We start from the raw sequence: 13,048 nt of genomic DNA on the forward strand, positions 1-13,048 counted from the left end.
CTTTCACATGCTACTCTCAGCATAAAGCATTTTGCCAAAAAAAGATATTCAAAAGTCAGGATGTGTTAGGCTTTTTCATTGGGAATGAACGTTGGCACCTGGTCTGGAAATCGTTGCAGTTCTTTTTGCATCCAAATCACATCGTGCCATTGATTGAACTTATAGCCGACATGCGAAAAATCAGCAACTTTCCGATACCCAAGCTTCTCATGAAAAGCCTCGCTTTGTTGATTGCCTCCTGTAATACACGCAGTCAGATTGACCACGTTTTGCGCTTTTAGTTTTTCTTCAAGCCCTTGATAAAGAGCGGTGCCGAGCCCTTTTGCTTTGGCATCCGGCGCTAAATAAACGGTTACTTCAACGGTCCAATCATACGCCGCCCGTTCTTTATAGGCTGACGCATAGGCATAACCGACAATTTCACCAGCCTCTTCTGCAACGAGATACGGGTAGCGTTTCAAGGTCTTGGCGATGCGTTCCGCGAATTCTTGAACCGATGGCACCTCCGTTTCAAAGGTAATCGGTGTATTTTCTACATAATAAGCATAGATTGCTGTCAAGGCTTGGGCATCTGCAATCGTGGCAGAACGTATCGTCATAGAACCCCTTCTTTCAGTAAATTTTTTCCCAGTATACTCTTTCTGAATAAAAAAAACAATCCGCTTTTGACGGATCGTTTCCTAGTTATGAATGATTTAACGGGCTTTTTCAACTCCGCAATACACGGTAAGATGTTGCGGCAGCACCGCTACTGTGATTGGCAATTCCGGCCCTGGATCACCATCGACATTCGTTTCGATCGTTGCCCCATCCGTCAAACGAATCGTTGCTTTATCAAAAGTTTGATAACCAAGAACATCATTTGATTCCGTAACTCCTTTGAGAAGCTCAGGCACGCTTTTGACAGTTTCCCAAAGATTCGTATCCTTTAAGTAGATCAGATGTAATTTGCCGTCATCGGTACTCGCTTTAGGCAAAAGAGATTCGAAACCGCCGATCGTATTGGATGAACCAACGATCATCGTACTGCTTTCCACAGCGATCGTCGTTTTTTTGCCATTATTTTCGGCGGTCACTTCAAACGGATGACTTTCATTTTTCCGCACTTCCCGTAGACCAGAAACAAAATAGGCCATTTTTCCCAGCTTGGTTTTTTCTTCAACTTCCACATTGTTGATCGCCGCTGGAATCATACCAATCGCCACTACATTGGTAAAATAGTCTTGATTAACCTGCCCAATATCGATTTTGCGGGTGTGATCCACTGCAAATGATTCGATGGCTTCCTTGGGATCTAGTGGAATCGCTAATGCTCTGGCTAAATCATTTACTGTGCCCAGCGGGAAGAAACCGAAATTTGGTCGTTTGTCATGAGGAGCTAAGCCATTGACCGCTTCATTGACGGTACCATCACCGCCCATTGCGAAGACACTGTCAAATTCTGCTGCTGCCTCAGAGGCAAAACGTGTAGCATCTCCTTCTTTTTCGGTATGTTTGACAACGACTTCTGAAAAAGCTTCCCGCAGCTTTTCTTCTGCCATCTCCTCAAATTCTTTCGCTTGTTCCCCACCAGAACTTGGATTGACGATCAATAATGCTTTCATAAAACAGCCTCCTTGTTTGGGTTCATTTTCTATGAATCCAGTATAACAAGTTTCACGAAACCTGTCTTAAACGACATCCGCCTATCCGCTGCAAAAAAACACAGCCTATGCAGACTGTGTTTTTTCGAGTACGCACCTCATTTTATTAAACCAATCGTTTACGCAAGCGCCCAGAAATAAAATCAATGATCGTGACCGTCACAACGATCCCTAATAAAATGATTCCTACACGGCTCCATGATCGCGCATTGATGGCAAAGATCATCGGCGTACCGATCCCACCTGCCCCTACGATCCCTAAGATCGAAGCTGAACGGACAGCCAGTTCAAAACGATACAAGGTAAAAGAAAGAAATTCTGGAATCAATTGTGGCAATGTCGCAAAGCCTAACACATCCCAACGATTTCCTCCCGCACTAACGACCGATTCTGAAGGACCGTGATCCATGTTCTCGATCGCTTCGCTATAGAGTTTCGCCAACATCCCAATGGAATGGACACTAACTGCCAAAACACCAGCAAAGGATCCGGGACCCACTGTTTTGATGAACATGATCGCTAAGACGATTTCTGGAAACGTTCGAATCGCCGTCAGCACGATTTTACCGAAACCTGATAGCCAGCGAGGGCTGTTTTTGCTGCGCGCCGCCCAAAAGGCAAAAGGAATACTTAATATTGAGGATAAAAACGTACCCACAAAGGCGATCGCAACGGTTTCGATCATCAAACTGATCAAATCTTCGCCATCACCGGTATAAACATAGCCCCAATCAGGATGGATCAGGCCATAAAAGATTGAGCCGACAATTTGACCGACATTTTCTTTAACACCCGCAAAAGGCACGCCAGCAAAAGCCCAAATATAAAGGAGGATAACGACTACTGCGATCAGCCAATTCCGTATTTTTTTCTTTTTCGGTTCTGCTGGCAACATCATAACAATCGCTCCCTTAATCTATTACTGATGGTATCAATCACCAAAACAACTGCAAAAATCACTAAGACGATAATCGACGTCTGGTCATATCGAAATTGGCTTAAAGATCGTTGTAAGAAAACACCGATTCCGCCTGCGCCGATATACCCAAGAATCGTCGATGCCCGCACATTGATCTCAAAGGCATAAAGCAAGTAACTAAGAAAATGGCTCATGACTTGCGGTACGACTGCATAGCGGATGATGTCAAACTTCGATCCTCCAGAAGCCGTGATTGCTTCGATCGGACCTTCATCAATCGTTTCAATCGATTCATAAAACAATTTGGTGATCATCCCAAAAGAAAACACAGAGATGGAGATCACCCCGGCAACGGGACCGATTCCGACAATGGCAACAAATAAAGCCGCCAGCATCAAATCAGGTACTGTCCGAATGATATTTAAAACAAAACGGAAACAACCGCTGATCCAATGATTCGTCATGATATTTCGTGCTGCTAAAAGTGAAAACGGAAAGGCCGCCAGTGCACCAAAGGTTGTGCCGATGATCGCCATTTGGATGGTTTGCAAAATCGGCTCAACAATGATTTTGGCATATGCCCAATCAGGATGAGCCATCTTTTGTAAAATGACATTCATTTGACTGCTGTTGCTAAAGAACCGTGCCAAATCAACGCCAGAAATAGAGCCGCTAACGAACAATACCACTAAAAAAATGACGAGCCACAGAACATTTTTCCATAGTCCGCTGCGTTTCGGCAACGTATTTGTCGTCATTGTCCTGCCCCTTCCTGCTCTTCCATGATCTCGCTACCATAAATCTGTTTCAATCGCTGATCGGTCGCTTCACTGACAGGGCCATCAAAAACCAAGCCCCCATCTCGTAACCCGATGATCCGTGTGCCGTATTCTCTTGCCAATTGGACAGAATGTAAATTGACTACGATAGTGATGCCCAGATCTTGATTGATCCGTTTTAAGTCATTCATGACTTTTTCAGTGGTTAAAGGATCTAAGGAAGCAACCGGTTCATCCGCTAAAATAATCTTCGGCTCTTGCGTCAAAGCACGGGCAATCGAAACCCGCTGCTGCTGACCGCCAGACAATTCATCGGCTCGAGTATAGACTTTTTCTGCTAAATTGACCCGCTGCAGCGATTGATAAGCCAGCTCTTTATCCGCTTGCGGGAACAAACCAAGCAACATTTTGATCGTTGGGTGATAAGCTACTCGCCCAGTTAAGACATTTCGCAAGACACTCGAACGTTTCACCAAATTAAAGCTTTGGAAAATCATGCCAATGTCTCGACGAATCAAGCGCAACTCTCTTCCTTTTGCTTTTGTGATCGACTTGCTATCGATTAAAATCTCGCCACTCGTGATCTCGTGCAGTCGATTGATGGAGCGCAGCATCGTTGATTTTCCTGCTCCTGATAAACCCACTACGATGACAAATTCCCCTTTTTTGATATCGATGTTTAAGTCCTTCAAACCTAATACCCCATTTGGGTATTGCTTGGTCACATTCTGAAATGAAATAATCGTTTCGTTCTCTAGAGCCATGATTCTCCTACTTTCTTTCCATTAGGTAAAAATTGCTTTCCATTCGAAAAGGGTACCTCAACTACCGGTACCCTCCCGATCTATTCATCTATTAGTTATTGTCCGACTTGTTCCGCATACTCTCTTACGATGTCGAAATTGCTGTCTTGTGAAACAACGTATCCTTCATGAGAGTAAATATCAGAGATGATTTGTTTTCCTTCTTCATCTTTACCGATCGCGATAAAGGCATCTTGGATTTTTTTGTCCCACTCTTCACTCATGTCGCTGCGGACACTGATCGTATCGTTCGGGATCGGTTCGGTAAAGTACATTGGTTCTACCTCATCCATGATTTCTGGGTAATCATTTTTGACCGTGTTGCGGGCATCTTCAAAAACGAACGCTGCGTCAACGTCGCCATTCAAGACAGATAAGACCGCTTGGTCATGGCCTTTGACTTGAACAGTCGTCACATCCGTATTGATATCGATGCCTGCTTTTTTCATTTCTGCTACTGGCCAAACATAACCGGCAGAAGAAGTAACATCTTGCGTGGCAATCGTTTTGCCTTTTAAATCTTCCAACTCTTTGATATCGCTGCCGCTTTTTACGACGATCATTGAGCGATAGCTATCAACCAATTCATCCGTTGATTCCCCACCAGGCTGCTTGATGCCATAACGCTGTGCTTGTAATAGCACCTTAACATTGCTTTGTTCATTTGCTAAAACATAGGCATTCGGCGGTAAAAAGCCTACATCTACTTGTTTCGAAGCCATTGCTTCGACGATTGTATTGTAGTCAGTGGAAACACTCACAGTGACTGGAATCCCCAATTCATCACTTAATAATTGCTCAAGTGGTTTTGCTTTTGCTTCTAATGTTTCTGCTGCTTGTGATGGAACAAATTGAACGGTCAACTTTTCTGGTACATATCCTGCTTCTTCAGCCGCCGAGTCAGTACTTGCTCCACCTGAGCCACATGCCGCCAGCGTAACTGCTGCCACCAAACCTAAACCAAACATTGCCGTTTTCTTCCAAACTTTCATCACTTTTTCTCCTTTTCATTAAAAAAATCGAACTCACGGAATTCCGAACTTTCCTTTTTGATTATAAAAAACCAACGAATCAAAAACAATCTTTTTCGAATTACGAACGTTTTCTTTTTTGATAATGTTCGTGTTTCGACCAAAATCATTCGTGAGCACATTCTCAATAATCAACGTTTTTCGAAAGTTTCTTTCCATTTGTTCTACTTCCTCAGAGTATCAAATGAATATAAGGTTTGTGTTGTCAACGTGTAAAGATTCCGTTAATAGCAAAAGGAACTTTGTGAACAACAAAGCATGGATATACTCGTAATTCTTACCCTAAGTGCACAAAATTTCTTGAAAAATCTAGCCAGAAAATGACGGCACACTTTTTGGACCGGAAAAACACCAATAAAAAAAGCAGAGAATCCCCTTAAGAACCTCTGCCTTTGACCTCATTTTTTACTGTAGAAAGAGTCATTTACCCTTGATCCGTTGGCAGCTGCAACAAGAGTACATGCTCGTTATCAATCATTTCACCTGTCAAGACAAAGCCGTTTCGTTCGTAAAGCTTTGTTGCGATCTCGTTGCCATCTACAGCGGAGATCCTTAATTCTTGCGCTTGGATATGGGTTTTGAACCAATCTAACCCAGCAAGAAACGCCTGACTGCCTAACCCTTGATTTTGGAATTTTTCTGCGATCATAAACCGCTCGATCCACCACGAAGCTTTTGGATAATCCTCATCCGCTTCGTAAAAACTAAATAAGAGAAAGCCGACCATATCCTCACCATTGTAGAGGGCAAATGCCTGACGTGGTTCCTCATAGATCGCCTCTAACATTGAGTACCAATTGGGCGCAACAAAATCTTCTTGCTCCTTCGTTGTCTTCAAATTCATGCACGCACGATAGTTTTCCTTCGTGATTTCTTTTAATTGAATCATTGCTTCACTCCTTATCTAAGCTATTATAAATAACTATTTCGTTAAAACGGTTTCATTGGTGTATAAAAAAACACCCAGGTTACTTTTACGTAATCTGGATGTCATTTTCTTATGCTTCTTGCGCTACTGGATAAACAGATACTTGTTTTTTGTCGCGGCCTTTACGTTCGAAACGAACAACGCCGTCAACTTTTGCAAACAATGTATCATCTCCACCGATACCTACGTTTACCCCTGGGTAAATTTTAGTACCGCGTTGGCGATAAAGGATTGATCCGCCTGAAACGGTTTGACCGTCAGCACGTTTCGCACCTAAACGTTTTGATTGAGAGTCACGTCCGTTAGAAGTAGAACCCCCACCTTTTTTGTGAGCGAAGAATTGCAAATTCATTTTCATCAACATGAGATGCACCTCCTAGTTTTCTTTAGTAGTTTTGATTTGGATATAATCGTTGTACTCTTCTTGAACTGATTGCAAGCCGATCAACAAATTTTCTAAAAGAATTTGTGCGATATTCGACTGCTCTTGGGTCAAACGAGAAGGCAGTGTGACTAATAAGTACCCACCATTTTCGTTATCTGCTTCAACTTTTGGCGCAACGCCAGCCAAAGCATCGATCCCATTGACTGCACTGATCGCTAAAGCGGATGCTGCAGCACAGACGATGTCTTTGCCGTATTCTCCTGCTTGTGCGTGTCCAGCTAGTTCAAAAGAAACAATCCGACCAGAGTCATTTCGTTTGAATGTCCCTTTGATCATATTCGTTACCCTGCTTTTCGTAAGAATTAAGCGTTGATCGCGTCAATAACAACTTTTGTGTAAGGTTGACGGTGACCTTGTTTACGGTGTGAATGTTTTTTAGGTTTGTATTTGAAAGTTACGACTTTCTTTTGTTTGCCGTGTTTTTCAACAGTTCCTTCAACAGTTGCTCCTGCAACGATTGGGGCACCTACTTTTGTTGATTCGCCACCTACTAAGATAACTTCATCAAAAGTAACCTTTTGTCCAGCTTCAACGTCTAATTTTTCAACGTAGATTGCTTGACCCACTTCAACTTTTACTTGTTTCCCACCAGTTTTGATAATTGCGTACATGCTCTACAGCACCTCCTTATAATATACTTAGACTCGCCATCCCAAGTGACTTTCGTACTTACTACTTGTTCTGTGCGGTTGTAGCTGTGGAGTCCACAATTACAACAGATTAACTTTATCAAAATGTTTTCCTAAAGTCAATCACTAATTAAGGAAAAGACAGAATTCTTTTGCTACTAGACATTTCCTTTTGTGCATTTTTTATTTTCTATTACTATAGAAGAAAGAGCACAAGCGAAACAGAATGGGAGGAGTTTTCATGCAATACCCCAAAGAATTAGCCACTGCCGTTCAACAGGCATCCCGCAGTTATCCGTTGGAAGGATTTGTTCCAGGTCAAGGACCGCTGCAGCCCAAATTGATGATCGTTGGTGAAGCCCCTGGTCGAACCGAAATCGAGAATTTTATTCCTTTTAGCGGACAAGCAGGAAAAGAATTGATGAAATCGTTGGCTTTAGCCGGTTTGACCCGTGAGGATGTCTACATCACCAGCGCTGTCCGCAGCCGTCCATATTCCGTCAAAGAACGAATCAACAAGCGCAGCGGTGCCCATGAGATCGTCCATCCCAATCGGACACCTACCAAAAAGGAAGTCTTGCTACACGCACCACTGCTTGACTACGAGTTGTCCATCGTGGATCCGCCCGTCATTGCAACTGTTGGCAATATCGGACTACAGCGATTATTAGGCAACGCCTATTATATCAAAGACCACCATGGCGAAGTGATCCGTTCCAAAATTCAAGAAAGCAATCCGACAAAGGATGGCTATCAATGGTCGGAAAAAGAATATCTGATCGTGCCGATGTATCATCCCGCTGCGATCTTTTATAATCGGACGTTGACTCCGCAAATCGAAGCTGATTGGCGAGGGTTAAGAAACATTCTTTCACAAATACCAGCCAACGAATAACGACCAGTCCCCTAGCCCTACTGCCAATACGCTGGAATCGTCTGCTCATAGGCGGTGATTTTCGCCGCTTCCTGCAAGGTGATACTGATCTCATCGAGACCGTGGATCAATTTGTGTTTCCAGGTAGCATCGATTGCAAAGAAATGCTCCTCCCCGGCAACGATCACACATTGCCTCGGCAAGTCGATGCTGATTTTTTCAGAAGCAGGCAGCGAGGCGATCCTTTGGCGAACAGTCAAAGGCAGCTCGATGGGCAGCAGCCCGTTTTTGGTGGCATTCATATAGAAAATATCACCGAAGCTACCAGCAATCACGGCTTTGAAGCCGTAATCCAACAGCGCCCAAGCCGCATGCTCTCGAGAAGAGCCAGAACCAAAATTATCACCAGTGACGAGGACTTGAGCGGTCTGATATGCTGGATCATTCAAGATAAATGCTGGATCAGGCTTGCGTTGCGGCAAATAGCGCCAATCGTCAAATAAAAATTCGCCAAACCCCGTTTTTTCGACGCGCTTCAAATAATTTTTCGGTAGGATTTGATCGGTATCGATATTGTCATTCATCAAAGGCAGCGTCGTACCTTCAAATTGCGTAAAAGCTTCCATTAACCAACACCTCCAACCACTTCTCGTACATCGACAAAACGCCCATGAATCGCAGCTGCTGCCGCCATTGCTGGACTACAAAGGTGCGTCCGAGCGTTTTTCCCTTGCCGTCCAACAAAATTGCGGTTTGACGTGGAGGCACAGTGGACGCCTTCTGGTACTTTATCAGGATTCATTCCTAGGCACATGGAACAGCCAGGCTCCCGCCATTCAAAACCAGCCTCAATAAAGACTTTGTCTAAACCGATAGCTTCCGCTGCTTTACGAACAGGGCGTGAACCAGGAACGATAATGCCAGTGACCCCTTCTTTGATGGTGTGACCTTTCAAAATCGCCGCTGCTTCTTGCAGATCAGACAAACGACCATTGGTACACGATCCGATAAAGATGTATTCGATGGGGATATCGGCAGCCGTCTGTCCGGGGTGCAGTGCCATATATTCATAGGCTTGCTGATCATTGTGATCTCGCACTTCAGGAAACGTTTCGCTGACCGGTACTCCCATTTCTGGATTGGTGCCCCAAGTGATGTAAGGTTCTAAGGTTGCTGCGTCTAAGGTGATCAGGGCATCATAGTTGGCACCTTCATCGGTATAAAGGGTTTGCCAATCCGTCACCGCACTGGCAAACGCTTGTGGCGCAAAGCGTCGATCCTTCACATAAGCAAAGGTCGTTTCATCAGGTGCGATCAAGCCCATTTTTGCCCCACCTTCGATCGACATATTGCAAATGGTCATGCGCTCTTCCATCGTCAGGTTGCGGATCGTTTCGCCAAAGAATTCTACGGCATAGCCACCACCAAAATCTGTGCCATGCGTCGCGATCAATGCCAAAATAATATCTTTGGCGTACACCCCCGGCTGCAGCTGACCGGTGATCTCAACTCCCATGCGTTTCGGTTTTGTCTGCCAAATCGTCTGTGTCGCAAAGACATGCTCCACTTCACTCGTACCGATCCCAAATGCGATCGCGCCGAAAGCACCATGGGTGGCAGTATGGGAATCACCGCAAACGATCGTTTTTCCTGGTTGGGTCAAGCCTACTTCTGGGCCAACCATATGGACAATTCCTTGGTTGGCAGAGCCATTGTCACACAATTCGATCCCAAAATCATGACAGTTTTTACGTAACGTATCCATTTGCTTTTTTGCAACCAGATCGGTGATGGTAAAAATATCTTTGGTAGGCACATTATGATCCATTGTTGCGAAGGTTTTTTCGGGACAGCGAACTGTCCGTCCCGCTTGCCGCAAGCCTTCGAAGGCTTGCGGCGTCGTCACTTCATGGATCATATGCAGATCGACATAAAGCAGCTGCGCCTGCCCTTCTTCTCCTGTGATCACATGCCGATCCCATAGTTTATCAAACAGCGTTTTCCCCATAATTGCTCACTCCTAACTGTGCAATAACCGCTTCTGTAAAGGCAGTTGTCGTTGCCGTCCCACCTAAATCACGCGTCAAGATCCCCGCATTCATTACCTCATAACACGCACTTTCGATGGTATCTGCCAGCTGTTCCTCTTGAAAGGACTCTCTTAGCATCATCACGACAGACAAAATCATGGAAACCGGATTGGCACAATTTTGCCTAGCAATATCCGGTGCCGAGCCATGGATCGGTTCATATAAAGAAACCCCTTCTGCGCCATGGCTTGCGCTTGGTAGCACCCCTAATGACCCCGGCAAAACCGAGGCTTCATCACTTAAAATGTCGCCAAAGAGATTTTCGGTCACGATTACATCAAAGTCTTTGGGATTTTGGATGATTTTCATAGCGGCGGAATCAACATATTGATGAGTCAACTGACAATCCGGGAATTCCTGTGCCGTTTCTTCCGCTAATCGGCGCCAAAGCCGGCTAGTCGCCAACACATTTGCTTTATCGACAGAGAGAACCCGCTTCTTCCGCGTACGGGCGATCTCAAAGGCTTTACGCAAAATCCGTCGAATCTCTGCTTGGTGATAATGATTGATGTCGTAGGCTTCTTCAGGTTTTTCTGCTTTTTCGCCAAAATAGATACCGCCAGTCAACTCACGAACGATGACAAAATCTGTCCCTCGAAGGATCGTTTCTTTGATGGGAGACAAAGCAATCACCGCATCAACTACTTTGATGGGTCGAATATTGGCGTATAGACCTAACGCTTGACGCAGATTCAAAAGTCCTTTCTCGGGTGTTCTCGGTGCGTTTTCCCAAGCTGGATCACCAATGGCTCCTAAAAGGACCGCATCCGCCTGCTGGCAAGCTTGTAGTGTTTCTTGCGGCAATGGCTCTCCAGTAAGTGCCAGCGCCGCTCCACCAAATGGCCGCTGGTCAAAATGAAAGTGCTGGAGATGGTCAGGACAAGCCGCTTTCAATACCGCAAGGGCACTGTCCATAATTTCTGGTCCGATGCCATCTCCTGCTAAAACCACGATCTTTTTCAAACAAGGACACCTCGATTCTTTAGAGCTGCGCTAGCCTGTACATATGCTTTGGCTGACGCCTGCAAGACATCAAAGTCTAAGCCGATCCCGCTGATTTTTTCATTGGTTTCCTGGCATTCAATGACCACGTGCACTTCCGCTTGCGCATCTTCCCCACTGGTCAAGGCAGTGATCTCATAATTCAACAACTTCGGCTGCTGCTGGAAAATCTGATCGATCGAGTTGTAGATAGCTTGGATACTGCCGGCACCGATGGCTGATGCCACTTGTTTTTCCTCGTCTTTGATGATAGAAACCACTGCTCCTTGATGGCCATTGGACACGTATTGTAGCTGAACGGCGTCCAACTCGCAGCCGCCTTCTTGGCTGCGGCCTTGATCGGCCACCAAAGCCAGCAAATCTTGTTCGGTCACTTGCTTCTTTTTATCTGCCAATTCTTTGAAGCGTTTAAACAATTCGTTGGTTTCTTCTTGGTCAAACTGGTAGCCCAGTTGCTGCATTTTATCGACAAACGCATGGCGGCCAGAAAGTTTGCCTAAAGGCAACGAGTTGGTTTCTACCCCCACCAACTGTGGGGTAATAATTTCGTAGGTCTCAGGATTTTTCAAGACGCCATCTTGATGAATCCCTGATTCATGGGCATAAGCATTGCCTCCGACGATCGCTTTGTTTTTCGGTACCGTGATTCCTGACAAACGTGCCACCAGATCGCTGGTTCGTTTTGTTTCGTTTAATTTGATGTTGGAGGTAGCCTGATAGAAATCATTGCGAATATGCAACGCCAAGGCCACTTCTTCTAATGCAGTATTGCCCGCTCGTTCGCCGATCCCGTTGATCGTTCCTTCCACCCGATCAGCACCATTTTCAATAGCCGCCAGCGCATTGGCTGTCGCCATTCCCAAGTCATCATGACAATGGGAAGAAAAAATGATCTGCTGCTCGCTTTTGATATTGGCGATCAAATAGGCAAAAAGCGCACCATATTCTGTAGGATTGGTAAACCCTACTGTATCGGGCACATTGATGATCGTCGCGCCGGCATCAATCGCTGTTTGAACCGCCTCAAGCAAGAAGGCTTTATCGGTGCGGGTGGCATCTTCTGGCGAGAATTGAACTTTTTCAAAGCGTTCACGCGCATAAGTCACATGTTCTTTGATGGAAGCGAGTACTTCTGCTTTCGTCATATTCAGCTTGTACTGGCGATGCACCTTACTCGTTGCTAGAAAGACATGGATCTGTGGATCGACGGCTTGATAAAGAGCTTCATAGGCACGATCAATGTCTTTTTTCTGACAACGGGCAAGTCCTGCAACGGTCATTTTCGTCACCGCCCCAGCAATCGCTTTGACTGCTTGAAAATCTCCTTCTGATGCAATCGGAAAACCTGCTTCGATCGTATCGATGCCCCATTTTTCTAATTGCAGCGCCAGTTGAACCTTCTCTTTCGTATTAAAGTTGACTCCCGGGGTCTGTTCACCGTCTCGCAATGTCGTATCAAAAAACTGGATTTTTCTCATCACTATTTCCTCCTTAGCAGTGGTAGGAGCACGCTTGGCGCGACCTCATTCAAACACAATTGAAAAAATGGTATAAAAAAAGCACTCCATAAAGGGTTTCCTTCATGCAATGCGAATAGGACTCTTCAAATGATGCCTTAAAAAAGGCGGGTCATAGAAAAAGAGTCCTTACGATAATAATAATAAAAATGCAGCTGTTTGTTTCAATCGTTTATCCATCGTCGTCACCTATCACTTTTTTTATCTTGTTATGAAGATACCAAACAGCAGGTTCCTCTGTCAACACTTTTCCCTGAATTTTCTGAATATTTCGATAAAAAGTTCGTTTTTGCCCTGTTGATGGGTTGCTTTTCTTCTTGATGAAAATTTAAGCAGAACCTGACGAGATCTTCACAGGATTTTAACCAAACCTCCACATAACACCGTT

General features: G+C 44.9%; 15 protein-coding genes and 1 other annotated feature. Of the genes, 1 reads left to right on the forward strand and 14 read right to left on the reverse strand.

Features of this window, described 5'->3' with window-relative positions:
* Positions 1-65: 65 nt before the first annotated feature.
* From IGJ01_RS10180 to rplU, 10 genes are all read right to left on the reverse strand, one after another.
* A complete protein-coding gene (locus tag IGJ01_RS10180; protein WP_008378501.1) occupies positions 66-599 on the reverse strand; it encodes a GNAT family N-acetyltransferase in 534 nt (177 codons plus the stop codon).
* Positions 600-695: 96 nt separating this feature from the next.
* On the reverse strand, positions 696-1,604 hold the full coding sequence (locus IGJ01_RS10185; RefSeq protein ID WP_430601039.1) for a diacylglycerol/lipid kinase family protein: 909 nt from the start codon (positions 1,602-1,604) through the stop codon (positions 696-698).
* A gap of 145 nt (positions 1,605-1,749) precedes the next feature.
* Entirely contained in the window at positions 1,750-2,541 is a 792-nt protein-coding gene (gene phnE / locus IGJ01_RS10190) for a phosphonate ABC transporter, permease protein PhnE (RefSeq protein WP_008378503.1), read from the reverse strand.
* Complete coding sequence (phnE, locus tag IGJ01_RS10195) at positions 2,538-3,320, reverse strand: phosphonate ABC transporter, permease protein PhnE (protein WP_005235330.1); 783 nt, start codon at positions 3,318-3,320, stop codon at positions 2,538-2,540. Before phnE (IGJ01_RS10195) ends, phnE (IGJ01_RS10190) begins: the two co-directional genes overlap by 4 nt.
* Positions 3,317-4,105, reverse strand: a complete 789-nt coding sequence (phnC, locus tag IGJ01_RS10200) for a phosphonate ABC transporter ATP-binding protein (protein ID WP_144330571.1) — start codon at positions 4,103-4,105, stop codon at positions 3,317-3,319. The genes phnE (IGJ01_RS10195) and phnC overlap by 4 nt, the downstream gene beginning before the upstream one ends.
* Before the next feature lie 95 nt (positions 4,106-4,200).
* Positions 4,201-5,136 carry a phosphate/phosphite/phosphonate ABC transporter substrate-binding protein gene (phnD, locus tag IGJ01_RS10205; RefSeq protein WP_005235326.1) on the reverse strand — a complete coding sequence of 312 codons (936 nt, stop codon included), beginning with the start codon at positions 5,134-5,136 and terminating at the stop codon, positions 4,201-4,203.
* A gap of 463 nt (positions 5,137-5,599) precedes the next feature.
* The gene (locus tag IGJ01_RS10210; RefSeq protein WP_005235322.1) at positions 5,600-6,064 is read right to left on the reverse strand and encodes a GNAT family N-acetyltransferase; all 465 of its coding nucleotides are present in this window, start codon (positions 6,062-6,064) and stop codon (positions 5,600-5,602) included.
* 109 nt (positions 6,065-6,173) lie between these two features.
* Entirely contained in the window at positions 6,174-6,467 is a 294-nt protein-coding gene (rpmA, locus tag IGJ01_RS10215) for a 50S ribosomal protein L27 (RefSeq protein WP_003126181.1), read from the reverse strand.
* Between the two features lie 12 nt (positions 6,468-6,479).
* Positions 6,480-6,824, reverse strand: a complete 345-nt coding sequence (locus IGJ01_RS10220; protein WP_005225752.1) for a ribosomal-processing cysteine protease Prp — start codon at positions 6,822-6,824, stop codon at positions 6,480-6,482.
* 26 nt (positions 6,825-6,850) lie between these two features.
* Positions 6,851-7,159, reverse strand: a complete 309-nt coding sequence (rplU, locus tag IGJ01_RS10225; protein WP_005225751.1) for a 50S ribosomal protein L21 — start codon at positions 7,157-7,159, stop codon at positions 6,851-6,853.
* 19 nt (positions 7,160-7,178) lie between these two features.
* Positions 7,179-7,249, reverse strand: a sequence feature (ribosomal protein L21 leader region).
* 169 nt (positions 7,250-7,418) lie between these two features.
* On the opposite strand from rplU, the gene IGJ01_RS10230 reads away from it, so the two are divergent.
* Positions 7,419-8,072, forward strand: a complete 654-nt coding sequence (locus IGJ01_RS10230) for a uracil-DNA glycosylase (RefSeq protein WP_008378509.1) — start codon at positions 7,419-7,421, stop codon at positions 8,070-8,072.
* Positions 8,073-8,089: 17 nt separating this feature from the next.
* Here the strand turns inward: IGJ01_RS10230 and leuD are convergent, their stop codons facing one another.
* Genes leuD through IGJ01_RS10250 form a run of 4 tightly spaced genes read right to left on the reverse strand, consistent with a single transcriptional unit; the run spans position 8,090 to position 12,621 of the window.
* Entirely contained in the window at positions 8,090-8,677 is a 588-nt protein-coding gene (gene leuD / locus IGJ01_RS10235; protein WP_005235316.1) for a 3-isopropylmalate dehydratase small subunit, read from the reverse strand.
* Positions 8,677-10,059 carry a 3-isopropylmalate dehydratase large subunit gene (gene leuC, locus IGJ01_RS10240; RefSeq protein WP_430601040.1) on the reverse strand — a complete coding sequence of 461 codons (1,383 nt, stop codon included), beginning with the start codon at positions 10,057-10,059 and terminating at the stop codon, positions 8,677-8,679. The genes leuD and leuC overlap by 1 nt, the downstream gene beginning before the upstream one ends.
* A complete protein-coding gene (leuB, locus tag IGJ01_RS10245) occupies positions 10,040-11,104 on the reverse strand; it encodes a 3-isopropylmalate dehydrogenase (protein WP_430601041.1) in 1,065 nt (354 codons plus the stop codon). The genes leuC and leuB overlap by 20 nt, the downstream gene beginning before the upstream one ends.
* Positions 11,101-12,621: a 2-isopropylmalate synthase gene (locus IGJ01_RS10250; RefSeq protein WP_194188721.1), complete on the reverse strand. Its 1,521-nt coding sequence runs from the start codon at positions 12,619-12,621 to the stop codon at positions 11,101-11,103. Before IGJ01_RS10250 ends, leuB begins: the two co-directional genes overlap by 4 nt.
* Positions 12,622-13,048 lie beyond the last annotated feature (427 nt).

The organism is Enterococcus sp. AZ089, from assembly GCF_050547225.1.
Classification (GTDB): domain Bacteria; phylum Bacillota; class Bacilli; order Lactobacillales; family Enterococcaceae; genus Enterococcus_D; species Enterococcus_D entomosocium.